The sequence below is a fragment of the Paenibacillus sp. GXUN7292 genome, from assembly GCF_050864975.1.
In the GTDB taxonomy this organism is placed as follows: Bacteria; Bacillota; Bacilli; order Paenibacillales; family Paenibacillaceae; genus Pristimantibacillus.
On sequence record NZ_JBOZWO010000023.1, the window covers coordinates 58,004 to 83,387 of the forward strand.

Sequence of the window (25,384 nt, forward strand, 5' to 3'; positions counted from 1 at the left end):
AATCCTATCCCCAACTGTGATTCATTCAGCAGCTTTACGATTATACGGTAATAGCAGCATCAGCCAGCGCTTCCAAGTAGCGCTCGCAATCAAGCGCCGCCATACAGCCGCTGCCTGCCGCCGTAATGGCTTGGCGGTACGTTTTATCCTGCACGTCTCCGCAGGCGAATACGCCGGGAATATTCGTTTCCGAGCTGCCCGGCTTAACGATGATGTAGCCTTGCTCGTCTGTAGTAATTTGTCCGTTTAGAAAAGCTGTGTTTGGCGTATGACCGATGGATACAAATATTCCTTCTGTTTCAAGCAATTCTTCTTCGCCTGTAAGGTTATTGCGAACCTTGAGCGCTTGTACCCCGTTCTCAGTTGCTACTACTTCAAGAGGCGTGCGGTTGAGGCTCCATTTAATTTTTTGATTGGCTTTTGCCCGATCCTGCATTATTTTGGAGGCACGCAGCTCATCTCTGCGGTGAACGATGCGAACCTCGGTGGCAAAGCGCGTAAGGAATGAAGCTTCCTCCATTGCAGAGTCGCCTCCGCCGATTACGGTAATTTTTTTGCCCCGGAAGAAGAAGCCGTCGCAGGTTGCACAAGTGCTTAGCCCGCGGCCTAAGTTTTCTTGCTCCCCAGGAATGCCCAAATATTTAGCGGAAGCGCCAGTTGATATAATAACGGACTCTGCTTGCAAAGCTCCTAATCCTTCTACTTCCAACGTATAAGGTTGCTTACTGAAATCAATGCTTTTAACAGCACCAGTTTTAAATTGTGCTCCGAAACGCTGAGCTTGCTTGCGCATATTAGACATCAGCTCGCTGCCTAGAATGCCGTCTGGAAAGCCCGGGAAGTTTTCCACTTCAGTCGTAGTTGTAAGCTGCCCGCCAGGCTGCCAGCCCTCAATTACTAATGGCTGCATATTTGCTCTAGCCAAATATATAGCGGCCGTTAGTCCCGCAGGTCCGGTTCCGACAATAATCGTTTTATACATAATATGACCTCCTAGTCATGCTATATAATGAATAGTAAATTAAAATTATTATAAATAAGAAAAAATGTCAATGCTGTTCCGTAAGCCTTCTAGTACATTGAAATGATTTTGAAAAAATCAGGGCGTCTTAATATAGGATATTGCTATTGCTACAGGTTATAATGAAAGAAAGGAGGGTGTCGATTAATTGTGGGCAACTATTGCAAGCAAAAAGAATGGGGAACGAAGAGCAAGATTGGAATGGAGAAGCGGCAGCATCCGCCTTTGTAGGCCAAGCGGTCGGAATCCCAAACTTGATCGTAGTAGCGTCTCTTTCGACTGCTTATTGCCCTATCCACAATTAATCGACACCCTCGAAAGGCTCGCAAAAGCAATTAGAGTAAAGGTGGTTATATCAGTGAGAAGAACGATTCGTAAAGCGATTATTCCCGCAGGCGGCCTTGGGACGCGTTTTTTGCCTGCAACTAAAGCCCAGCCCAAGGAAATGCTGCCTATTATTGATAAGCCGGCCATTCAATATATTGTAGAGGAAGCTGTTAAATCAGGCATTGAAAGCATTGTAATTATAAGCGGCAGACATAAGCGTGCAATTGAGGACCATTTTGACAAATCTTTCGAGTTGGAAGCGGAGCTGGAGGAGCGGGGCAATGAAGAGATGCTCCAAATTGTGCGTGATATTTCGCAGTTGGCAGATATTTACTATGTCCGGCAGAAGGAGCCGCTAGGGCTGGGACATGCTGTGTTGTGCGGACGCAGATTTATTGCCGATGAACCATTTGCAGTGCTGCTTGGCGATGATATTTTAACCTCTAATCCTCCATGTTTAAAAAGTATGATAGATATATATGAAGAGCAGCGCACTTCTGTCGTTGCCGTAATGGAGGTGCCAAAGGATCAAACGCATCGATATGGCATCGTCGATATTTCAGGCAAAAATGCAGTAGAAAAAGTCCAATCGATTGTAGAGAAGCCTGCCCCCGGTACTGCGCTGTCAAATTTTGCGGTAGTCGGACGATATGTTCTGGACCCTGCAATATTCGATTTGCTTGAGAAGGCTCAGCCTGGAAAGGGCGGAGAAATCCAATTGACAGACAGTCTGCAGGAGCTGAACAAGCTAAGCTCTTTATTGGCGTATCGCTTTGAAGGACGGCGGCATGATGTTGGGGATAAGCTTGGCTTTATTAAGGCTACTATTGATTTTGCGCTGGAGCGGGAGGATCTTAGTGAAAGTGTGAGACGTTATATGCTGGAGCGCTTGCGTGAATATGAGAAGTAACTGGTACCGCTGGTGGCCGTTCAAGCGCCATTGAGAGTGATTACAAACCTTTAGACAATGTGATAAACTACTAGCGTGTCATTAATAGCTAATTATTAAATATGCTGCTATGGAGGAATATTCAAATGCCGGATATGCTTGTGAAGTTGTATGATCTGCCAGAGCTTGGACCAGTGATGGAGGATATGAAAAATAAAGGGATTGTTATTCGCAGAGGCCTTGGCCCGGAGAAAAATGCTGTAGCAAAATGGGCGCAGGAGCATTTCAGCGAATATTGGAAGAGCGAGTGCGAGGTTGCTTTTTCAAGACAGCCTGTAACATGTTTTATTGCCGCTGCTGAAATTCCGGGTTCAAACAAGAGTAAGATGCTGGGCTTTGCATGCTATGACAGCACCTTGCGCGGCTTTTTTGGGCCGACTGGCGTATCTGAAGAAACGCGTGGACAAGGCGTAGGTAAAGCGCTGCTTTTAGCTTCTCTGCATGCGATGAAGGAGGAAGGCTACGGTTATGCCGTTATTGGCGCCGCAGGACCGGTGGACTTTTATGCCAAACAGGTTGGCGCTATCGAAATACCGGATTCCGTGCCAGGGGTATATCGCGGATTGCTGGCAAATTCGTAAATTGTTGAACAAGCGTTCTGTGCGAGCTTTCGAGCTTGGCAGGGCGCTTTTTAAATTCACGCCAAAATTAATTTACTACTTGAAAGATGAATCGAAAATATCCCTTAGATTCGGTGGACATGGTTCATATTATAGCAAGCAAGGATATTCCTTCACTATTAACGAGGAAAAAGTCAAGCGTTTAAACACACTTGTAGATCGAATAAAGAAAACCAGTTTAGAAAATGGAAACCACTGAACCCAATTAACCAACACTCTCCTATTCCTTCGTTATAGTGTCCAATCGAGTTCTTTAGCGTTTAACTTTTGCAGTCTTTCATTCTTAGGTTTGAAAGAAAGACGGTCCGCAGCTCGTCCGCATTGTCCATGTATCCTTTCAGCAAATTTGATGTAATAAAGTAAAACCTGCAGCCTCCCGTAAAACCAAATTGAAATCCTTTACATTGTTATACTTTTTTCGAAAAAGTTATGCTATACTGATGTCGATAATGTTATCGATAACATGGAATAGGGGAGTACTACTCATGTCAAAAAAATATGCAATTGGATTGGATTATGGTACACAATCTGGCCGTGCGGTTTTAGTAGATTTGCATGACGGAACTGAAATTGCTGAGCATGTAACGCCATACCGGCACCATGTCATTGATGAGCGGCTTCCTATCTCTGGCACAAAGCTTGAGCATGACTGGGCGCTGCAGCACCCTGCTGATTATATTGAAGTTTTAGAGCAATCTATTCCTGCTGTCGTTCAGCAGTCAGGTGTTGAACCAAGTGATATTATCGGTATCGGGATCGATTTCACGGCGTGTACGATATTGCCTATTGACGCAGATGGCACGCCGCTATGCGTTCAGACCCAGTATCGCGATAATCCGCATAGCTGGGTGAAGCTTTGGAAGCATCATGCGGCGCAGGAGGAAGCGGATCAGATTACGAGTCAGGCGCTGTCGAGCGGGGAGAAATGGCTGCCTCGCTACGGCGGAACGATTTCTTGCGAATGGATGCACGCCAAGATATGGCAGGTACTTGATGAAGCCCCTGAAATTTTTGAAGCAAGTGATCAATTTGTTGAAGCTGTTGATTGGGTTATTAGCCAAATGACCGGTACGTTAAAGCGGGGCAGCTGCACAGCAGGCTATAAGGCGCTTTGGCATAAGCAGGATGGCTATCCGTCTAACGAGTTCCTGGAAAGCCTGGATGCAAGACTCGCCAATCTTCATGACACAAAGCTGCGGGGCGAGGTTCTGTCTTTAGGCTCGAAGGCGGGTGAGCTTACAGCAGCAATGGCGGAACGGATCGGCCTTGAGGCTGGCACTGCCGTAGCAGTAGGCATTATTGATGCACATGCGGGAATGCCGGGAGTTGGCGTTGTTACGCCCGGCAAGCTAGTGATGGCGATGGGAACCTCGATCTGCCATTTGCTGCTCGCCGATGAAGAAAAGCATGTCGAAGGGGTAGGCGGAGTTGTAGAGGACGGCATTATACCCGGATACTATGCTTACGAGGCTGGGCAAGCAGCGGTAGGCGATATTTTTGAATGGTATGTTGAGGAAGCCGTACCTGCTTATATTCATAAAGATGCAGAAGCGGCGGGGGAGTCGGTGCATCAGTATTTAACGCGCAAAGCGAGCGAGCTGTCTCCTGGGCGGTCCGGCCTGCTTGCGCTTGACTGGTGGAATGGCAATCGTTCCGTACTTGTAGATCCGAGTTTGACTGGAACAATCGTAGGTCTTAATCTTCTGACTAAGCCTTGGGAAATATACCGAACCTTGTTTGAAGCAACTGCATTCGGCACTCGTAAAATTATCGAAGCATTTGAGCAGAACGGCTTTGTTATAGATGAGTTGTATGCTTGCGGCGGTTTGCCGCAAAAAAATGCGTTATTGATGCAAATTTACGCGGACGTTACGAATAAAGAAATCAAAATTGCCGATTCCAAGCAAACTAATGCACTAGGCGCGTCGATGTATGGCGCTGTTGCTGCCGGTTCCGATAAGGGCGGCTATGATAGCCTGGTTGACGCTGCCGCAGCAATGGGACGAGTGCGCGAGGAAACCTATAAGCCTGATCCGCAGCGTGCAGCTATTTATGATCAGCTGTATTTGGAATATTTGCAGCTGCATGATTACTTCGGCAGAGGCGGAAATGACGTAATGAAACGCCTTAGAGTGATTAAAGAAGGGCAAGCCGCAAACTAATGCGAAGAGCCATTTGCCAACAAAACGATCAAGAGAGTATTACTAGATCATGGGATGACAAGAGAGGGCCGCTGATTAAAGCGCGTGAGGAAGCATACTGTTTAATTTTGCGATAATAATGCCATCATATGAGCGACCATTGACGAAAGCGTTGACGGAAGCATAATGTTTTGCTAGAGCATGTACATTTAGATGAGTATCTTCAACAAAAAATTGAAATGTTAAAGAGTAACCAGCAATTGTTCTTACTGTGAAACTGCCGATACTAATCGGCAGTTTTTTTCATCGGTACACGCGCCTCCTTCGTAAAAGCAAAGGATAACGGAGCCGTTCATCCAGATAGAAATCCCCCATAATTTGTGAATTATGCCAAACTAAATACAGTTTTTCAGGCCGTTGAAAAATGCTAACGGAACTGAGACACGCTATTGTACGGAAATCAGCTTATTCTAAAATCTAACGGAACTGAGAAACCTTATTTACTCAAAATCACCACCTAAACGGGGAAAAGATCACCTATAGCGCTCCACAGTTCCGTTACAGTATTAAAACACCTTTTTATTACTAAATAGAGCCTCTCAGTTCCGTTACAATTCTAAACAGATGGCATTAAGACGTTTTGTTCGGTTATTAAACTACTACAACGAATCGACGGCTTCCCGCTTACCTCTTAAGGTCAGGATTGAATATGAAATTTCATACAGAACCAGTAGGCGCCACCTTAAAACGTCTCAAACCGGTCGCGACCACCTCAAAACTACTTTTAGTTAGCATACTTCGCGATATAAAGGGTTTGTCAACTTTCTGATGAATGTCATAGATTCATATTTGCAGGCATTCTCATGTAAGAAAAGATGACATAGCTTTGCGGCCAGAGGTGCTCAAGGTGCGTCAAATGGACTATTTTTCCACGAAATTTGCCAGCCGGAGCTGGGAGTTAGGTAAATTGTACTAGCAAAATAAAATGGAGATTATTAACTTGATGATATAGAATAGATAGGTAGAGAAAGAGTTAAATAGAGAGAGAATAGACGGATACCAATAAAGGATAATCATGGACGTAGAGAGAGAAACAATATTGGGGTTGGAGGATGAATAAAGTGCATTGTCTTCATTGCAACAGAAGCTATGCTGAAGATGCTAACTATTGCAGCCATTGCGGTGCCAAGCTTGATACTCAGCAGCTTGGTGATTATATAGAGGGCAATCCGTTGTCAGCAGCTGAATTAAATCCATCCTTACGAGAGCAGGCAGCTGCGATAGAAGTAGTGGATAGTAAACCCGAATCGAGCAGGGGCAGAGTAAAAAGCAAGGTAGGAATATGGATTACAATTTCTGCATTGCTGGCTTTTGCATTAACAGCATCAGGCGCGGTTTTCTTATATTATCAATATGAACTGAACATAAATAACGAAGTGTTGAAATTGCAGCAGGATGCCAGAACAGCTGCGCTTGCCGGAAATTACGACGATGCGCTCGCCAAGCTGCATGTCGCTTCTGCCAAGCGTCCCCAGTTCAATGCTTTGCAGTCCGATGAGGATATCGTGCTTCATGCGATAGAGCTTGAAGGATTACTGAATAAAGCGGAGGAGCAAATTCAAGCCGGCGCGGCGCTCGAAGCGGAAAAACAGCTGGATCAGGCGCGCTCCAAGCTTACAGGGAGGAAGGAGCCTGTTTACTCTAAGCTGCGGGGCAAGCTGGATGAGCTGTCGGTAGGACTTAAAGTACATAAGCTTTCAAAAGAAATGTACTATGCCACGACGATTAAGCAAATAACGGAGCATTTGCATGCGGTCAGCGGGCTTGCAGGCGGTGAAGCGGATGCTCTGAAGGATGAGCTGCAATCGAAGCTTATTGATCTAAGCACTAAAGAAGCTAATGATTTTTTGAAAAAGAAAAACTATACAAAAGCATCTGCTATCGTGGAACAAGCGCTGGCCTTAGTAATTGGCAGTCCGGAGCTGCTGTCGCTGCAGGATAAAATCAGGCAGGAGCAAGCCAAATATGAACGTGAAGAGCAGCAAAGGATTGAGCAGGCTATGCAAAAAGCTGCGGAGGAAGATTTAATTAATCAAACAGCTGCTGTTGAGGTTGTGAAAATTGACCGCATGCTAGATGAGGAAGGCAATCTTGTTATTGAAGGCTTTTTGCGCAATGCTGCTACAAAACCGATTCATTCGGTTGAAGTAGAATATTCGATTTATGATGCTTCCGGTAAAAAAGTTAGCAGCGGTACGGCATCGGCGTCTCCGGATTATATTGAAGCAGGCGAATCGATGAAATTTTATACGACGGTATACGGCGTGTTTGTAGACGATTGTACCGTAGTCATCGACCATGCTACTTGGTATTTGGACTAGGAGGCGGCAATACATGAAAAATTATTTATGGTTTACAGTAATGGGGCTTCTGATTATTATTTGTGCGGGCAGCGTAGCTGCCTTCTACGTTCGGGCTGAAGTGCCTGCGCAGCTGGCTGGCAAGCCGCTGCTTGCACTAACCGATTATTCGAGATCGCTAAAGGATATAATATTTGAAACCCAGAAGCTGGTTGTCATGATTGAAACAGAAGGCGGCAATCAAGGCTCAGGTTTTTTATATAATACGAAGGGCGACCTGATTACAAATGCTCACGTTGTGGCTGGCGCGAGACATGTTCGAGTGAAAACCTCTGATGCCAGAGAGCTTGTAGGCGAGGTGATCGGTATAAGCACGACGACGGATATAGCTGTGGTGCGAGTAGCTGAGCTAGTTGGAACCGAGCCGCTGGTGCTCGTGCGGCATGTAAAGGCGGAGGTAGGCGATGATGTGCTGGCTGTCGGCAGTCCGCTCGGGTTTCAAAACACAGTAACAACCGGTATGATAAGCGGCGTGGGCAGAAGCTTTAAAATAGATAATTACGACTACACTGATCTTTATCAAATATCAGCTCCGATCGCCAAAGGCAACAGCGGCGGACCGCTTGTCGACCAAAAAACAGGCGAGGTTCTCGGCATCAATTCAGCAGGTGTTGAGGAAGGAACGATCGGATTTAGCATTCCTATTTCCAATGTCATTGGTATGGCTGAGGAATGGTCAGAGCATCCAATGGAAATGCTCCCTAACTTAAGTCTTTCGTCAGAGAATGAAAACAGTCTGGAAGAAACTTCTTTGGAGCAAATGGCAGGATATTTAGTTACGCATTTTTACGACAGCTTAAATAATAATGACTATGTATATGCCTACTCTTTGTTGGGCGGCACATGGCGCGACGGCACAAGCTATGACAAGTTCCGTTCCGGGTATTTGAATACTCGCAACGTCGTCATTGACGATATGCATGTATCGATCAATACAGCGGAGGAAGCGATCGTAACAGCTGTATTATCCGTTGACGAGCGTAAAAACGGGGAGTATGTGTTAAGTAAATACCAGGTAACGTATACGGTTGCCTATGAGAACGATCAATTGAAGCTGCTGATTGGAAAAGGCAAAGCGATAAATAACACCTAAAGCAAACGAGCTGGCTGGCGCTCAGGAAGAGCGCTAACCAGCTCGTTTTTCCAATTGATAAGAGTATATAAGTTTTGAAAGCTTATACACGCTTATTTTACACCGTTAAATGCGCCTGTCTAAAAGTGAAGCCGTTTATCCTTATGCCAGCTCATTTGTTATGGCAGGGTAAGTGACCGGGGCGCCGGTGCCATCTACAGAAATGTATAATGGCGGATATGGAGCATACGGCTGATATTGAGGATATTGCGGATAAGGAATTGGCAGCGGGATAGGGAGTGGGAAGCCCCAAGGTCCAAAAATTCCGCCGCCATGTGGAAATCCGCCATGTGGAAATCCGCCATGCGGGAAGCCGCCGTGTCCACCATGCCCGCCGTGTCCACCATGCCCGCCATGTCCTCCTCCGTGTCCACCATGCCCGCCGTGACCTCCACCGTGCCCGCCATGCCCTCCTGGGCCTGGGCGATCAAAGAAGTATTGGGCGCGAAGCGCCTGCTCGGCATTGAAGCGGCAGAAGCAGCAATTGCAGAAGGAGCCAGTCTCTTCTTGGAAATTTTCGCCTTCAAAATGTTCGTTGCCAATAGTTGAATCGAAAGATGTCATGCCTAACCTTCTCCTTTATATAACAAGTGCCTAGCTAATTTGCTCTCATCATATGCGGCAAACGTCTAGATGGTGTTATTCTTTTGTTAATTGCCTTGCGCATAAAAAAGCGCCTTCCCTATGCTCAGGCACAGGGAAGGCGCTTTCTATTTAGGGTGCAAAGAAAAACGGTCCGCCCTTACAAAGGACGAACCGTTACTTCATTATTATTTTACTGCTGCTTCGTAACGTTTGCCAACTTCATCCCAATTGACAACATTCCAGAATGCTGCGATATAATCAGGGCGTTTGTTTTGGTAGTTCAAGTAGTAAGCATGCTCCCAAACGTCAAGGCCAAGGATAGGTGTTTCACCTTCCATAATTGGGCTGTCTTGGTTTGGCAAGCTGTATACTTTAAGCTTTCCGTCAGCTACAGCAAGGAATGCCCAGCCGCTGCCGAAGCGAGTCGTTGCAGCTTTTGCAAATTCGGCCTTGAAAGCATCGAAGCCGCCAAGCTCGCTGTCGATTGCAGCCGCTAGTGCGCCAGTTGGAGCGCCGCCAGCGTTTGGTCCGATTGTTTCCCAGAACAAGCTGTGGTTAGCGTGTCCGCCGCCGTTATTGCGCACTGCAGTGCGAATTGCTTCAGGAACGCTGGCAAGATCGCCGATAAGCTCTTCTACCGATTTGTTTTGCAGCTCTGGAGCAGACTCAAGTGCTGCGTTCAAATTTGTAACGTAAGTATTATGGTGACGGCCATGATGAATTTCCATCGTTAGTGCGTCGATATGCGGCTCAAGCGCATTGTGTGCATAAGGCAAAGCTGGAAGTTGATGTGCCATTGTAAATTACCTCCTAAGTAATATGTGTAGTTTGATCATTTCTATTATCTCCTATACAAATGAATAAATCAACATTTGTGTTTAAAAAGTATTTGAAGCAAAACGGTGATCATTTGTAAGCAGAACATATTAAGTTTTGATGAAGTTTTGCGTTTCTGTCATTTTTCTTCTCTTTACAAGCTATGCTTATTATACAGGCAGACGCGGAAGGAGGAGATCAGGCTGTACATATTGATTGCAAACCAGGACAACGCAACCAGAGAAGCCATTCGAAAAACAGCTGAAGAAAACGGTCATACCATAATTGGCGAGGCGTCATCTGCAGGGGAAGCCAGGGAGATGATATTAAGAAACGGCTGGCCCAATGTCCTCGTCATTGATATTATGCTGCCTGATTTGAGTGGTTTGGCGCTGGTAGAGGCGATTGATAAGCGCAAGCTGCCGATTGCTGTTATCGTGACCGGAAAAAGCAGCTGGCATCGCCATATCAGGCAAGCTATGCGCTGCGGAGCCATTGATTATTTAGTAGAACCGTTTGAAGACGCAGAACTCATTGATGCATTAAAGCAAGCGATGAAACAAACGGAGTCGCATTATTTGCAGTATCGGCACATTCATCTCATTAAATCATTTTTTGAACAACTCCCGGAACGGGAGCCGGATGTGATTATGAAAGAGCAGTCAGACTTATTAAGCTATATTTTTAATATGCAGGAGAAGCTGCAAGGAGAAAGACAAGGGCTGCTGTATATGCTTTCAGCCAAGTGGCAGCAAGTGCTTACCGGGCATAAGATCAGCTTAAAAGCTGCTGAAGCCTTTGACAGCAAGCTTGAAGCAGCCATATATTTTCGAAGGGCCGCTGAGCTATGGGTAGCGCGGGTCAAGCCGCAGCGGGGGCATGAAATGCCGCTGCTTATTAAACGAGCATGCAGATATGTGCAGGACAATTACTTCTCCGTGCTGACGCTGGAGGGAATATGCCGCTCATTTGATGTCAGCATGTCTTATTTCAGCAAGCAGTTCAAAGAACATACCGGAATGACCTTTATTCAGTACGTGAATCATATCCGAATTGAACAGGCCAAGGAACTATTGCTAAATTCTAGGCTGATCATTTCTGAAGCTGCGGCTGGCTGCGGCTTTGCTACGATGCAGCATTTTAACAGAGCGTTCAAGAAGGAAACAGGAATGACGCCTAATGAGTATCGGCGACGTCTCGGCGCTGCGTGCCTGGAAGGGAAGGGATGAAGGCTTAAGGAGGCATTTCTGCTGATTTTTAAAGATAAAGTAAAAAAGAAAAACGGTTCAAAAAAAGCAAATCCGGTTCAACAATCCGACTTTTATGTCCAGTAGACTGTTTACTGAAGGCAATATGCGAATAACAGGAGGACAAGAAAAAAGATGAAATATGACAGTATTAAAAGAAAATCAATTATGTATCTGCTTACGTTGCTGATGATTGCTACTGCTGCAGTTCCTGGTTCGGGCAAGGTATATGCAGAGGAGCTGCCACAGCCGAGCTTCGGGCGTCTGCTAGATGAGCGGATAATGGAGCTTAGTCCGGGAGTTACCTACACTTGGAAAGATGTAGAGATCGAACGGGGATACCAGAAAATTCATACTGTTGCGTTCAACTTGAATGATAATCCTCATTTAGAACTGCAAGCGGCAAAAACATACGGAAAAGTGTATGGCATGCAGACGTTGTCCGGCATGGCCGGAGTGGCTGACAAGCCCGGCAATCGGGTAATAGCAGGCATCAACGGCGATTACTATGATATGTCAAACGGTGTTCCGCTTGGCTTTTTCATGGAAGGCGGAAAGCTGCTGAACAATCCCGATTCTAACTTTGCTTTTGGTTTAAAAAGTGACGGTACAACGATTTACAGTGTGCCTCCTCAATTGACACAAACGCTGACTGTTGACGGAAATACATTCCCGATTACGAGAATCAATCGTTTGCGAGATAAAGAAGACATGCTTGTATTATATACAGAGGATTATCACACCTCTACAATGACCAATGATGGAGGCAATGAAATTGTTGCAGAAATTACTTCAGGCGAAATAAAATCAGGCCAAACGGTATCGCTCCGTGTTACTGCGATTCACAAGGAGCAGGGAAATACTCCTCTAGAGCCGGGGCATGTTGTATTATCTGTCTCGGGAAAATATAGGGATCAGCTGGCAGCACTGCAGGTGGGCAGCGAGCTTACAGCTAGCTTCGAGCTTGAAGATGCCTGGAAGGATGTCACGCTTGCGATCGGCGGCTATCATATGCTGCTGGTTGACGGACAGCCTATAGACTACTCCGGTGACCAGGCTGTTTACCCTCGAACTGCCATAGGCACTAAGGCTGACGGAACAATCGTTATGCTTGAGCTTGATGGTCGCCAGCCAGGCTTTAGCGAAGGCGTAACATTGGATGAGCTTATTAAAATTTTTCAAGATATGGGTGTTGTTAATGCCGTTAATTTAGACGGCGGCGGTTCTGCTACGCTTATCGCAAAGCTGCCAGGTGAAAATAGCGTGAAAGTAATGAACTCTCCTTCTGACGGCAATGAACGCAAAACGTCGAACGGATTGCTTCTAGTAAATAAGGCGTCTGAAAGCGAACCAGCTTCTAAATTAGCTATCGCGCCTGTCAAAGAGCGCGTGCTTGCTGGGCAATCTGTCACTTTCAAAGCGGCAGGTGTTAACGTGAACGGCCATCCGGCTGCTATTTCAGGCCATCCGAAATGGAGTACGGACGAGGAATATGGAACGATTGATGACAACGGGACATTTACAGCAGGCAATAAAGCAGGCATGACTACTGTTCAGGCATCGCTTGATCAGATACAAGGAAGCTCGTCAGTTGAAGTTGTTGATCACCTTACTGAGCTTGTTTTGCCGGACAAAATTAAAACCTACTCTGCCGGCCAGCAGGCTGTTCTTAGTGTAACTGCAAAAAATAACGGACAAGTGATTCAGGCAGGTAATGACAGCTTCGAATGGATCGTGGAAGGCGATATCGGCACTATTGATAAGAACGGTGTGTTCACAGCTGCAAACGGCTCAGGGCTGCGCGGTACAATTATTGTGAAGCATGGCGATACGCAAACATCTATGGAAGTAAATGTAGGCAAGCTGCCAGTTATACTTGAGGATTTCGAAAACGGCTTTGATCGTTATAAAACAGAGTCCGGCGCACGTTATGTGAAAAGTATCGCCAGCTTGGAAACAGATGAGGAATATGTGCGTTCAGGAAATGCGGCATTGAAGCTGGAATATGATTTTACAGGCTGGCCAAGTACTTCAGGCACGTATTTGGAAGTAGATGATAAAAATAATAGAATTGTCATTCCTGATTACCCCGAAAAAATCGGGATGTGGGTATACGGCGACGGTCAGAAGCACTGGCTGCGAGGCAAGCTCGTTGATGCCAACAACGGTGCTGTAGATATTAACTTTACGGAAGAAACAGCGGGTCTGGATTTCGTTGGGTGGCGTTATCTCGAAGCAGATGTGCCGCCAGGACGTCCTGCGCCTTTATCATTAGATATGCCGGTTCGTTATATGGAAACAAAAGCAACGAATAAAAATGCAGGCGTGCTGTATGTAGACGATATTCGCGCTGTATATGGTCCAACAGATGAGGATTTTACACCCCCTGTCATTAAAAATATTTCCCCGGCAGATTCGGCGGTCGTAAACGATAATAAAGTGAGAATCAGCGCAATTGGCGAGGCCGCTAATTACGATAAGGAAACTCATCCAGGAACTACGCTGATTGATCCGGATAAAATTAGATTGTATGTGGATGACATGCTTGTTGAGGAAACCTTGTACCCGCCGGAGGGGCTAATTCACTACACACCGCAAGTTCCGCTTGCAGACGGCACTCATAAAGTGAAACTTAAAATTAGAGATTTGAACGGCAACCGTGCAGAACAGGAATGGTTCTTTACAGTTGAAACAGGCTCTTCGCAAATCAACTATGATCATCCTTCTGAAGTATATGCCGGCAATAGCTTTGAGCTGAATATTAATGCGGTCAAATCTTCCAAAATAACAAACGGGCATATTGAATTGCAATTAGATGCAGCAAAAGCTGAAGATATCGAAGTTGTACCTAATAGCAACCTTACAGCTGAGCAATTAAATTGGACTTATGATGAAAAAACGGGAATTGTCCGCATTGAATACAGCAATCTGGCAGGCGCGGCTTTTCCTGACGAGGCTGTATTAGCTCAGCTTCGCTACAAAGTAAAACAAGCAGCCGAAGGAGATATGAAGATCGAATTTCGTTCAGGCGCATTCCAGCTTGCTGGACACGGCTCGTCGATGTTCAGCTTTTATGGAATTCCTGTAACAGCTCCAATTAAGCATCATCTGATATTGACTTGGGATGAATTCGGTACGATGCATGGCAGCACAACTATCTTTATGGTGAAGGATGAGCAAGGAAATCCAGTTGAAGGTGCCGAGATACGTGATCTTGCAGGAGTATTGGCTGGTATAACGGATAATACGGGTACGGTCGCAACTGATAAGCTGACATCAACTATAGAAACATACAAGCTGCAGGCTATGAAGGAACAGAAATTTAGCCCGCTTGTAACCTTCAAGGTTTCTGAGCAAGCGGGAACGCCTATCCCGCAGAACGTCAGCGTTACGATGTGGGAAGACACTCGTACGACTAAAGCTTTCAACTGGCATACGAATCCTGCAACGGAAGGTACAGTTGTCGAGCTTGTGAAGCAGACTGATTTTACCGGCTTCGACGCTAATAATATTATTCGAGTACAAGGAAGAAGCAACTTGTTCAATACGTATGATACGGGTACGATTCGCGTTCATAAAGCAGAGGCGACAGGACTTGAGCCTGGAACGGTGTATGTTTACCGTGTCGGAGATGGGGATGGAAATTACAGCGATCAAGGAACATTCCGTACCGCTGCAGGAACTAGCAAAGGAACGAAGTTTTTGTTTATGGGCGATTCGCAAGCAACAAATCAGGCAGACTTTGATCTATGGGGAAGCATTTTCAAAAAGGCTCTCAGTGATCATCCTGATACTGAATTCGTCATTCATGGCGGAGATTTGGTAGAAGACGGATATAAGGAAAACGAATGGAATATGTGGTTTAATGCTGCCAAGGATGAATTGGCGCAAACGACCATCGTCCCTGTTGTCGGCAACCACGAGGTTACGGGTGGAAGACAAAGCGAGGATTATTTGGCCCATTTCAATCATCCGCAGAACGGTATTGAAAGTCTAAAGGGCAGCAACTTCTCCTTCGATTACAATAATGCCCACTTTGTTGTGCTTAACAGCGAGTATGATTTGGAGCAGCAAAAGGAATGGCTGCGCAATGATCTGAAAAATACCGATAAAATGTGGAAGTTTGTCGCTTTTCACCGCGGACCGTACGGCAGTATGTATGACTCCGAGCATATTCGCAAAGTGTGGACACCTGTATTTGATGAATTCGAGGTTGATGTTGTCATGAACGGACATGATCACGTTTATGTGCGCAGCTGGCCTATGAAGGACATGGAGAAGGCAGAGGACGGAAAAGGAACGGTTTACATTGTCGGCGGCTCTACCGGACGGAAATATTATCAGGTCGTCGAACGCGATTGGATCTATAAAGCTGACGGCGAAAAGGTGCAGATGTATGTAGCTGCAAATATTGTTGATAATGAAGTTAAATTTGAAGTCAGAACGATAGATGACCGTCTTGTTGATGAATTCACGCTTATTAAAACAAAAGATGATGGCAGCGAAAATCCGAACCCATATCCAGGTCCTGGGGAAGGAAATGGAGGAACACCGCAGCCGGAGGACGGCCGAATTACACTAACGCCAGTGCTTAAGCCGGGTGCAGCAGAGGCAACAGCTTCACTTACTGCCGAGCAGTGGGCGGAATTGCAGAAGCAGGCAAAGCCTGATGGCAACGGTGTTAAGCAGATACAAGTGCAATTGGATAAAGTATCCGGAGCAAACGGTTATACGCTAGAATTACCCGGCAGTGTATGGGCAGAGAATGAAAATCCGGCGCAATTGCAAGTAGCTGCTCCTGATGCAACGGTTGTATTGCCGGCAGGTTACATTCCCGCTGGTATGATAACAGGCAAGGATACAGTAGCACTGACTTTGAAAGAAGCAGATAAGAGCAAACTGCCTGAAGGAATGCAAAAGCTGGCTGACAATCGTCCTGTTATTGACTTTACGGTAAGCGTCAATGGAAAGCGGTTTGAGCAAACGAGAAATGAGAAGCTTGTTCGCATCTCACTGCCGTACAAACCGTCAGCTCAGGAAATGCAGCATCCGCATCAAATAGCCGTAAGGTTTATTGGCGAGGATGGATCAGTAGCCAGCATTCCAAATGGGCAATATGATCCGGCAACAAAGACAGTTGTGTTCGAAACAACGCGTTCCGGCCAGTTTGCTGTCGTATATACGAGCAAATCCTTTGGTGATATGAACGGCTACGGCTGGGCGAGCACTGCTGTTGAAGCATTGGCTGTACGTGATGTAGTAAAAGGTGTAAAGGAAAATGTATTCAATCCGTCCCGTGATGTGACCAGAGCAGAGTTTATTACAATGCTTGTACGCGCACTAGACTTACGGGCAGAGCAAGGCGCTTCGTTCGGTGATGTTCATAAGGGAGACTTCTATTATGAAGCTGCACAAATCGCCAAAGCATTGGGCATTGTTCAAGGCAAGGGCAATAATACATTCGATCCTTCAGCCAGCATTACCCGTCAAGATATGTTTACGATGACAGCTCGCGCTTTGACTGCACTTAGCAAGCTAAAGGCAGATGGCGATAAAGACGAACTGGCAGAGTTTACGGATCATGGGCAAGTAGCTGAATATGCTGAAGCAAGCATCAATGCGCTTGTGAAAGCAGGACTTGTGCAAGGAAACGGTGAGAGGCTGAACCCGCTTAAGCAAGCTACAAGAGCGGAAACAGCCGTTACAATGTTCCGATTGCTGCAGCATTTTGTAAAATAAATGCAAGAAGAAACGCTCCGCGTCTTTGGTTAAGGAAGCGCGGCAAACATAACACGGCGAGCACGGCAGACATAACGTTTGCCGTGCTTTTTTATTATAAGACAGCTTAAATTCGGCAGATAAGCCTTGATGTAACTGGTGATATCGGCAAACCATTACGGTTAACGCCCATTCGAGTTGACTTATTTCGCCGCAGAGTATATCGGGCAATGATGAACATCTAAGGGTTGCCACTAACGTTATTCATACAAAAATGACAGCTTAAATTTTCTAACGGTTGCAATTGCACTTAATTATCCAAAAAGCACTGACTTTGCTTGAGAAATCATACAATAGCGCTCGTGACAACCGTTAAATGCTTAAATGAGCTAAAATAATCGAAATAGCAACTTTGGCAACCGTTAGGGCAAGTATGCCGATTTTCGCTTCACGAAATTTGATGAGTTATAAGTTTGAGCCGTTTATCCATGATTCGCAGGTAAAGCAATGGACGGCAGGTTTACACTGTACATGTCAGAGCAAGCTGCGGCTTTGTCGAATTTTTTTTGAGAAATTTGCAGGAAAGAGAGGATTTTATAAAATATTTGTCGTATAATAGATACTTGCAGCATAAATGACAGGTATAGAAGGTGTAAAAGTAATGAACGTTCGTTCTTTTCAATTGTCGGATTATCAATTGGTCAACGCATTGCTTGAAGAAGTACTGTCTGAGGAATGCTATGAGCAGACGATGGAAGCTTTTGCTCGCCAACTTTCTTGGGACAGCGATCTTGTCCTTGTAGCTACTGTGGGGTCTGAGGCGGCAGGCGTTATTATCGGTACGATCGATAATAATAAAGGATATTATTACCGGATAGCTGTTTCTCCTGTTTATCGGCGCAAAGGTGTCGGCAAAGCGTTAGTGTTAGCGCTGAAGGAAAGATTTGAGACTCGAAAAGTTTCGCAAATTATGATTACTGCAGATGAACATAATGAACCTGTATTGCCTTTGTACGAGTCGTTAGGCTATGCAGATAATGATTTTTTTCGTTCCTTTCATAAGCTGAGCATTGTTGCAGGCTAATAAGTTTTAATTTCCGCCATTACTTAACATTACACACATGTTGTTTATTATCAAGATGAAGTCATATATAACTTTAGAATCATGAAAATTGGGAAATCTATGAAAGCATATCAGCGCTGCCGTTGCAATTGGCTGCGGGATATGCTTTTCTTATTATATTGAGGGAGCTTTACAAGAGCCGATTGCCCGCCTTGCGTAAAGCCATTTTGAGGACTGGAGGAGGGCATACAGATATGCAGCGTTCCAAACGCTCGGAGTTTATCAGCTGGATGAAAACCATTTCGCTTGCACTTGTTATAGTTATTATTTTGCATACGTTCGTGTTCCAGCTATCTATTGTGAAGGGCCATTCCATGGAACCTACATTAAAGGAAAAAGAGGTTCTTGTTATAAACAAGTGGAAGTATTTATTTGGCAGCCCGAAAGTGGGCGATGTTGTTATTCTGGAAAATCCGCATGGTAACGACGGAAAAGAAAAGCTGCTTGTAAAGCGTATAGTCGGCGCTCCAGGTGATAAAATTGAAGTATATGATCGTCTCTTGTACCGGAATGGGCAGCAAGTGAACGAAAGCTACATCGATACAGAAATTGAAGGGGAGTCTTTTGGGCCTTACGAGGTGCAGGCAGATCAATACTTTGTAATGGGCGATAACCGCCGTGCGCAAGCCAGCTTGGACAGTCGTGATTTTGCCGCGGTCGACAGGAAGCTCATACTGGGCAAGGCAGATTTCATTATTTGGCCGCTTTCGGAGTTAAACAGCTTATAGCTGAAGGGCGTAAAAAATACAATACGAACGATATTAGTGCTCCTCATTAAAGGGAGAAAAACGATCGAGGCTTATATTTGGAGGCGGTTGATATGAAAGAGGTTATGATTTATACTGATGGCGCGTGCTCAGGCAATCCTGGGCCTGGCGGCTGGGGAGCGGTTCTATTTTATGGTGAGCATAAAAAAGAAATTTCCGGCGGAGACAAGCATACTACTAATAATCGGATGGAAATTCAAGCGGTTATAGAAGGGCTGTCTTTACTCAAAGAGCCATGCAAAGCTACGATATACAGTGATTCCGCTTACGTCGTCAATTGTTTTCAAAAAGGCTGGATTCATGGCTGGATCAAAAATGGCTGGCGCAACAGTAAAAAGGATCCGGTAGAAAATCAGGAGCTGTGGAAGCAACTATGGCAGCTGATGCAGAAGCATCAGGTTGATTATGTAAAAGTAAAAGGGCATAGCGATAATGAATGGAATAACCGCTGCGATGAGCTTGCCCGCGCAGCTATAAAAAGATTGTAAAGGTTGATTATGATGCAATGGGCTGAACTTAAGGAAGAAATGAAGGCGGCCGCCAAGTCGCTTGGCATAGATCAAATAGGCGTAGCTTCCGCAGCTCCATTCACCGTGCTGAAGGAAAGACTGCTGCGTCACCGAGAGTTGGGCAGAGAATCAGGTTTTGAGGAGCCCGATTTGGACAAGCGTACGGATCCATCGCTTTTATTTGACAAGCCTCAGTCAATTATTGCTATCGCTATTGCTTATCCTTCAAAGCTTCCCGATCCGCCGAAGTCGGAGCCGGGAGCGCGAAGAGGCATTATGGCGAGATCCGCTTGGGGCGATGATTACCATACGGTGCTTCGTGATCGCTTGGCGAAGCTGGAGCAGTGGCTTCGCGAACGGGTGCCAGATGTGCGAGTTGAGAGTATGGTGGATACGGGGGCATTGTCTGACCGCGCAGTTGCGGAGCGGGCAGGAATCGGCTGGAGCGCAAAAAATTGCGCCATCATATCGCCAGAGCTTGGTTCATGGATTTACTTGGGCGAAATGATAACCAATTTGCCGCTGCCGCCTGATGTGCCGATTACTGAAGGCTGCGGCACATGCACCAAATGCATAGATGCTTGCCCTACTGGTGCTTTGGTCGGTCCTGGTCAGCTTGATTCCAAGCGCTGTGTTTCGTTTGTTACACAGACGAAAGGAATGGTCTCGGATGAGCTGATGCGAAAAATCGGCAATCGCTTATATGGCTGTGATACTTGCCAAATCGTATGTCCGATTAACCGCCATAAAAACTGGACGCATCAGCCGGAGCTGCAGCCGGATGTAGAGCTTGCCAAGCCTCTGCTCGTGCCGCTGCTAACGATAGGTAACCGTGAATTCAAGGAGAAATACGGCAGCACCTCATCAGCTTGGAGAGGAAAAAAGCCGATTCAGCGCAATGCTGTTATTGGGCTGGGAAACTTCAAGGAGGCAAGCGCGGTTCCAGATTTAATTCGGGTGCTGGAGCAAGACAGCCGTCCTGTTTTGCGCGGTACTGCTGCTTGGTCGCTAGGCAGAATTGGCGGAGAGGAAGCTGAGCGGGCGTTGCAAAGGGCGCTTGGCAGAGAGGAAGACCCGGAAGCTCTGGAGGCGGTACAAGCAGCGCTGCGTAACTGGGAAACATCTGACGAAGAGCAGGAAAATACAAAAAGTCGTTGATTTGCTTTAAGCAAATTTCAACGACTTTTTTTAGCATGATTAGCTTTACTGTTTTATTGAGCGAAAGGACGACTCCAGCCTGATTGGGGCTTAGGATGTAAGAGGCGTCATTCAAAAAGTATGTTACGTTTAACTGCGTTCAGGGGGGATGATGCGAAAGTGCAGCATTTTTCTCTGGAATTAACGGAAAATCGCAAAATTCTGCTAAAATACAGGATTTTATGGAGGTAATTGGATCATTTCCGGAATATATACTAATATCCTGTATATTTGCAGGAAGAAACCATTAAGATCGATTATCTCGAATAAAATGATGTATAATCGCAGAATTTTTACAAATATTGAATAGCATCCTGTCTAATATGATATCGGACGACGTATTTGCCCGATTTCCGTGCTTCAGCTTCGAATATTCCACTGGCACAAAGCGTTTGAAGGGTGCGAACAGCGGTCCGGTGATTAATGCCCAAGTGATTCTCAATATCTACAGGGCGCAAAGGGCGTCCAAGCGTGAAGGCAAGTCTAATAATTTCCCTCTCCATTACATTGTTCAAGCTGACCGGAGAAGCAGCAGACTGATAGCGGCTTAGCACCAATCGAAGTAGAGCTGTACAAAGCTCCGGGCGATAGGCAACGTCATCAAATGCAAATGAAATAACTTGGAATCCCATTCCCGTCAAAAAAGTTTCGCGGTTTAATTCGTTGCAATATTTCTGCCTGTCCATATCCCGCACATGCGGCCCAAAGCCTTTGATTTCGATAATTAGCTTTACAGCTGAAGTAATCCAAGCAAAGTCGCAGAAGAAGGAATGTCCTTTCCAATCCAACACTTCATATTCCGGATGTAAATTGACAAAGTTAGAATGAAGCGCCCACCACACATTTAGGCAAAACAGTTTTTCTGCCTCTCGATGCCCTCTTTCTAATCTGCCTTTCCGTTCTCCTGTTCTTTTTTGCGCATGATCCTGGATGAATGCAGCATGACATTGTTCAAAATTCATTTTTATCACCTTCCCTTGAAAATAAAAAAACGCACCAATTTATCCGCTAAGGATGAATTGGTACGTTCTTCGTCATTACTACAATTATATTAGGAATAGGATCTTTTATCTACACCAATGCAAATTTATAACTAGAATCCAAGTTTGCGAAGCTTCTGTGAGCATAAATAGCGTTACAACAGAATGATGGTTATCTCTGCGACTCGTCCTTCGATTTTTCTTGACTATGAGCTGCAAGATTGAGTAAATTAAACAAACGAGCAAACAATAAGTCACGCATGTAAAATTGATGGCGTCAGGATCAGGAAGGAGTCGGGCATGGACGAAGAACAACAAGTAAAGTCTCCGAATATGCATACGAATCGCAACGGACCTACGCCTGAATATATTGAAGCCGTTCACAAGCTAAGGGAAGCATTGCTTGAAGGCATTCAACTTGGTGATCCATCTACCATTCGACAATATGAGGCTGAAGCGTCTAAGAAATTCAGCGATCAGCAATTAAATATTTTGAATCGTGTCCCTAACGATAAAATTCGCTCCTTCAAAAATATTTTATTATCACATAACACTCTTTATAGCTACGCAGCTGAAAGAGGAGGTTTAAGCCCTTGGCAATGTCATTTTATATCGGAAAAATATGCAATTATGATAGAGTTTGCTAAAACGACGCCGGAGCTGGATGAAATTCATAAGAAGATGCTGGCTGAATATTCCGACCGTTCGATACGGAAATCTAAAAACAATAGCAATTCAGTTGTTGAGAAGGCAGAAGATTATATCGAGATGAACTTTTCGGAAAATATTTCTATGGAGGAGCTTGCAAGGAAGCTGCATGTTCATCCCTCCCACTTGATGCGTGCGTTCAAGAAGGAGAAGGGGATTACGATCAGTCATTACCGCAACCTGAGACGAATTAAGGAAGCTAAGCAGCTCATTGCCTTTTCCCATCTCTCGATGACGGAGATTGCTATTATTGTCGGTTTCGGCAACTCGCAGTATTTCTCTACATTTTTCAAAGAAGCTGAAGGGATAACACCAATTGAATATAAGAAACAAAGCAAGAAATGACAGGGGCATGAGCAATGATGTCTCTTTGTTTAGCGCTCATTTTTCACCAACATTCACTTTCTAGCGGACATAAATATCCGTTATCGGGAAAAAAGTTAGAGAATTCAACGGAATGTTCTTCTAACGGTCATAAATGTCCCCATATGCAACAAAAAGACTGTTATTTTTGTTCTAACGGTCATAGATGACCGCACTGTAAATAGCGACGCATCGTAAGTTCTTTACAAACGATGATGGCAAGTAAGGTCACCGATAGGTGACATACTTCGTCCAATGAATGGAAAATGTTTATTTTGGGATCGTGAAGATGCAATTTTAATATAAAATGATGCAATTGTAATGCAAAAGTAATTTCGTCGATCAAGGTATACTACTTACTATGCAACAGAGTTTTTAATAAATGTAAACGTTTAAGCAACACGATGGACGAAAGTACTTTATTGCTGGGAGAGGATGCATCATGAGGAAATTTGGGGCAAGAGACCAGGTTGGATATGCGCTTGGAGATATAGGCGGGAGTTTTGTCAATCTATACATTGGCGGATTTTTCTTGATCTTCTGTACGTATGTATTAAATGTAAGCCCTTACTTCATGGGGACGATGTTTTTGGCGGGCAAAGTTTTTGATGCTTTATGTAATGTTGTAATGGGGACAATTCCTGACCGCTGGAGATTGGGCAAGTCTGGCGATAAGTTTCTGCCGTATATTAGTATTTCCAAATGGATTTTAGCAGCTTCGTGTCTGTTAGCGTTTACGGATGTGTCGAGCTGGAATTCTACAGCGGTTCATGTATGGGTAGTGTTTGTGTATTTATTTTTCTGTGTCGCCTACACAGCAGATTCGATCCCATATGGTTCACTGGCATCAGTCATTACGAATGATCCGGTTGAACGTACAAAGCTGTCTCGCGCCCGCGCAATTGGAGGGATGGTAGTCGGTCTTGGGTTTCTGTCGCTTGTCCCTATTTTTATCTATGATAAGTCGGGAGCTGTTATCCCAGAGGCTTTTTTCCAAATCGCAATTGTGTTCAGTGTGTTGTCCGTATTAGCCTATACAGGACTTGTGAAGCTATCGACGGAACGTATTCGTGAGGATAAACCAGGAGGGGCGAAGTCGGATTATAGCTTCAAGGATGCATTCAAAATCGGAATGAAAAACAGACCGTTGATCGGTATGATGGTCGCGTCCATCGGTTCACTTCTAGTGATTAATGGAGTCAGTCAATTAGCTCCAATCGTGTTCGCAGAGCGTTATCATATGCCGGGCGCATTTGCTATTAACTCCTTTATCAATATTGGCATTACACTCGTGTTATTCGTGATCGTCCCGAAATTGGTTGCTAAGTTTAATAAAAGAAATTTGGTTATTGCGACTTCGATCTTCAGCCTGGCTGCTTCATTGTTGATGACGCTGGTCACTTTTGAGAACGTATACGTGTTCATGGTTTTATATAATTTGGCTATGATTGGCAATTCCGTGTTCGTTATGGTCGTATGGGCGCTTGTAACAGATTGTATCGATTATGCAGAGCTGCAGACAGGCAAGCATTATGAAGGAACGCTTTTCTCGTTCTACTCGTTTGCACGCAAGGTCGGGATGGGACTAGGTGCTGCCATTGGAAGTTACGCTCTGGGCTGGGTTGGCTTTGAGTCCGGTGCGAAATCGCAATCAGCTGATGTGGCAAATGGTGTTTTAAAAATGTATACAGGCATGCCAATTCTAGCATTCGCTATCATATTGATAGGAATAAGATTGATTTATAATCTGAATGCGAAAAAAACAACAGAAATGTATGCCGCTTTAAAAGAGAGAAGAGAAGCTGCCGATCCATTGTGAGCAGCCAACAGCGGTAGGAAGAAAAGGATAGAGGGAGAGGAAACCATGCGTACAAGATTTCTTTCGAAATTAACGAATGGCGAAGTTGAAGCGTACTTGGATCGCAATGATATTATTTTTGTGCCTGTCGGGGTGACAGAAACTCACGGTGCTTTGCCGCTTGATTCCGAGACAGTATTGGCAGAAGCGATTGCCTTGAAGATGGCAGAGCAAACAGATGGTTTAGTGCTGCATAATTTGCCGTATTTCTTCGCAGGCGGTACGAATATTGCCCGGGGCACGGTGCAGATGAGTGTAAAGGACGGAATGGCTTATCTCGACAAAATTGCTAAATCATTGCTTTATCAAGGCTTCAGAAGACAGATTTATATTACATGTCACGGTCCAGCATACTTGACTGTGAGCGGCATGATTCGCGATTTCTTTGACGAAACAAAGGTGCCGGCGCTTTATATGGATTTGTTGAAGATTGCAGAGTCAGTATCATTCAATTTGCTGGATGTATTCCATGAAATAAGCATTGGGGCTTATCAAGTGTTGGACAGGCTGGAGGATGTTCCTTTAAATATGCCAGAATCGTCTTCTGTCACGTATGATTTTGAGCATATGATGGCGGGAATGGCTAAAAATCCTGGCAATTCGCTTGGCAAGTACGCTTATCAGTCCGGTGCAGTCGGCTCTTACTTCCATGAACCGTCAGATCACATGGTTACGCCGTTATTGAAGACGGAGGAGGAGCGATCTGCACATGCCGCAGTTGGCGTGAAGGCAATTGATCAATTGGTGCAAGCACTCGATATGGCTTCAATCGTGGAGGCGCTGCGTCAAACGGATTTATACACGCAAAATACGATTCTACCGAAGTATGGTTCGAATTTGCAAAAGTAACTCATAAATGCAGTCCAACCTCTGTTATGAGGCGGACTGCACTTTAATTATTAC

19 protein-coding genes are annotated in these 25,384 nt (G+C 45.1%); 15 read left to right on the forward strand and 4 right to left on the reverse strand.

From position 1 onward, the window contains the following. Positions 1–40: 40 nt before the first annotated feature. On the reverse strand, positions 41–982 hold the full coding sequence (gene trxB, locus ACRRU2_RS18230; RefSeq protein WP_432503837.1) for a thioredoxin-disulfide reductase: 942 nt from the start codon (positions 980–982) through the stop codon (positions 41–43). 176 nt (positions 983–1,158) lie between these two features. Between trxB and ACRRU2_RS18235 the strand changes: the two genes are divergently transcribed. The 6 genes from ACRRU2_RS18235 (at position 1,159) to ACRRU2_RS18260 (ending at position 8,571) form a co-directional block, all read left to right on the forward strand. Next, positions 1,159–1,326, forward strand: a complete 168-nt coding sequence (locus ACRRU2_RS18235) for a hypothetical protein (protein WP_432503840.1) — start codon at positions 1,159–1,161, stop codon at positions 1,324–1,326. Positions 1,327–1,379: 53 nt separating this feature from the next. After that, entirely contained in the window at positions 1,380–2,258 is an 879-nt protein-coding gene (gene galU, locus ACRRU2_RS18240) for a UTP--glucose-1-phosphate uridylyltransferase GalU (protein WP_432503842.1), read from the forward strand. A 125-nt stretch (positions 2,259–2,383) separates the two neighbouring features. Continuing rightward, positions 2,384–2,878, forward strand: coding sequence for a GNAT family N-acetyltransferase (locus ACRRU2_RS18245; RefSeq protein ID WP_331702182.1), 495 nt, complete (start codon positions 2,384–2,386; stop codon positions 2,876–2,878). A gap of 524 nt (positions 2,879–3,402) precedes the next feature. After that, positions 3,403–5,079 (forward strand): ribulokinase, encoded by a 1,677-nt coding sequence (locus ACRRU2_RS18250; protein WP_432503844.1) that lies wholly within the window; start codon positions 3,403–3,405, stop codon positions 5,077–5,079. Positions 5,080–6,170: 1,091 nt separating this feature from the next. After that, complete coding sequence (locus ACRRU2_RS18255; RefSeq protein ID WP_432503846.1) at positions 6,171–7,439, forward strand: FxLYD domain-containing protein; 1,269 nt, start codon at positions 6,171–6,173, stop codon at positions 7,437–7,439. Between the two features lie 13 nt (positions 7,440–7,452). Beyond that, positions 7,453–8,571 (forward strand): S1C family serine protease, encoded by a 1,119-nt coding sequence (locus tag ACRRU2_RS18260; protein ID WP_331702696.1) that lies wholly within the window; start codon positions 7,453–7,455, stop codon positions 8,569–8,571. Positions 8,572–8,712: 141 nt separating this feature from the next. Here the strand turns inward: ACRRU2_RS18260 and ACRRU2_RS18265 are convergent, their stop codons facing one another. Next, the gene (locus tag ACRRU2_RS18265) at positions 8,713–9,174 is read right to left on the reverse strand and encodes a hypothetical protein (RefSeq protein ID WP_432503848.1); all 462 of its coding nucleotides are present in this window, start codon (positions 9,172–9,174) and stop codon (positions 8,713–8,715) included. Positions 9,175–9,380: 206 nt separating this feature from the next. Beyond that, entirely contained in the window at positions 9,381–9,992 is a 612-nt protein-coding gene (locus ACRRU2_RS18270; RefSeq protein ID WP_331702698.1) for a superoxide dismutase, read from the reverse strand. Positions 9,993–10,223: 231 nt separating this feature from the next. Here ACRRU2_RS18270 and ACRRU2_RS18275 point away from each other — a divergent pair, with 231 nt between their 5' ends. From ACRRU2_RS18275 to queG, 6 genes are all read left to right on the forward strand, one after another. Then, complete coding sequence (locus ACRRU2_RS18275; protein WP_432503851.1) at positions 10,224–11,240, forward strand: helix-turn-helix domain-containing protein; 1,017 nt, start codon at positions 10,224–10,226, stop codon at positions 11,238–11,240. A gap of 153 nt (positions 11,241–11,393) precedes the next feature. After that, entirely contained in the window at positions 11,394–16,997 is a 5,604-nt protein-coding gene (locus tag ACRRU2_RS18280) for a phosphodiester glycosidase family protein (RefSeq protein ID WP_432503853.1), read from the forward strand. Between the two features lie 640 nt (positions 16,998–17,637). After that, complete coding sequence (locus tag ACRRU2_RS18285) at positions 17,638–18,060, forward strand: GNAT family N-acetyltransferase (RefSeq protein WP_331702586.1); 423 nt, start codon at positions 17,638–17,640, stop codon at positions 18,058–18,060. A gap of 233 nt (positions 18,061–18,293) precedes the next feature. Next, the gene (gene lepB, locus ACRRU2_RS18290; protein ID WP_432503855.1) at positions 18,294–18,827 is read left to right on the forward strand and encodes a signal peptidase I; all 534 of its coding nucleotides are present in this window, start codon (positions 18,294–18,296) and stop codon (positions 18,825–18,827) included. A gap of 92 nt (positions 18,828–18,919) precedes the next feature. Beyond that, the gene (gene rnhA, locus ACRRU2_RS18295; protein ID WP_331702582.1) at positions 18,920–19,354 is read left to right on the forward strand and encodes a ribonuclease HI; all 435 of its coding nucleotides are present in this window, start codon (positions 18,920–18,922) and stop codon (positions 19,352–19,354) included. Positions 19,355–19,363: 9 nt separating this feature from the next. Further along, a complete protein-coding gene (gene queG / locus ACRRU2_RS18300; RefSeq protein WP_432503890.1) occupies positions 19,364–20,533 on the forward strand; it encodes a tRNA epoxyqueuosine(34) reductase QueG in 1,170 nt (389 codons plus the stop codon). Positions 20,534–20,865: 332 nt separating this feature from the next. Here queG and ACRRU2_RS18305 read toward each other — a convergent pair whose 3' ends face one another. Beyond that, a complete protein-coding gene (locus ACRRU2_RS18305) occupies positions 20,866–21,534 on the reverse strand; it encodes a hypothetical protein (RefSeq protein WP_432503858.1) in 669 nt (222 codons plus the stop codon). Between the two features lie 318 nt (positions 21,535–21,852). On the opposite strand from ACRRU2_RS18305, the gene ACRRU2_RS18310 reads away from it, so the two are divergent. The 3 genes from ACRRU2_RS18310 to ACRRU2_RS18320 all read left to right on the forward strand — a co-directional run bounded on the left by ACRRU2_RS18310 (position 21,853) and on the right by ACRRU2_RS18320 (position 25,330). After that, a complete protein-coding gene (locus tag ACRRU2_RS18310) occupies positions 21,853–22,605 on the forward strand; it encodes an AraC family transcriptional regulator (RefSeq protein WP_331702580.1) in 753 nt (250 codons plus the stop codon). Between the two features lie 460 nt (positions 22,606–23,065). Continuing rightward, positions 23,066–24,442 carry an MFS transporter gene (locus tag ACRRU2_RS18315; protein ID WP_331702579.1) on the forward strand — a complete coding sequence of 459 codons (1,377 nt, stop codon included), beginning with the start codon at positions 23,066–23,068 and terminating at the stop codon, positions 24,440–24,442. 45 nt (positions 24,443–24,487) lie between these two features. After that, positions 24,488–25,330, forward strand: a complete 843-nt coding sequence (locus tag ACRRU2_RS18320) for a creatininase family protein (RefSeq protein ID WP_432503861.1) — start codon at positions 24,488–24,490, stop codon at positions 25,328–25,330. The last annotated feature ends 54 nt before the right edge of the window (positions 25,331–25,384 follow it).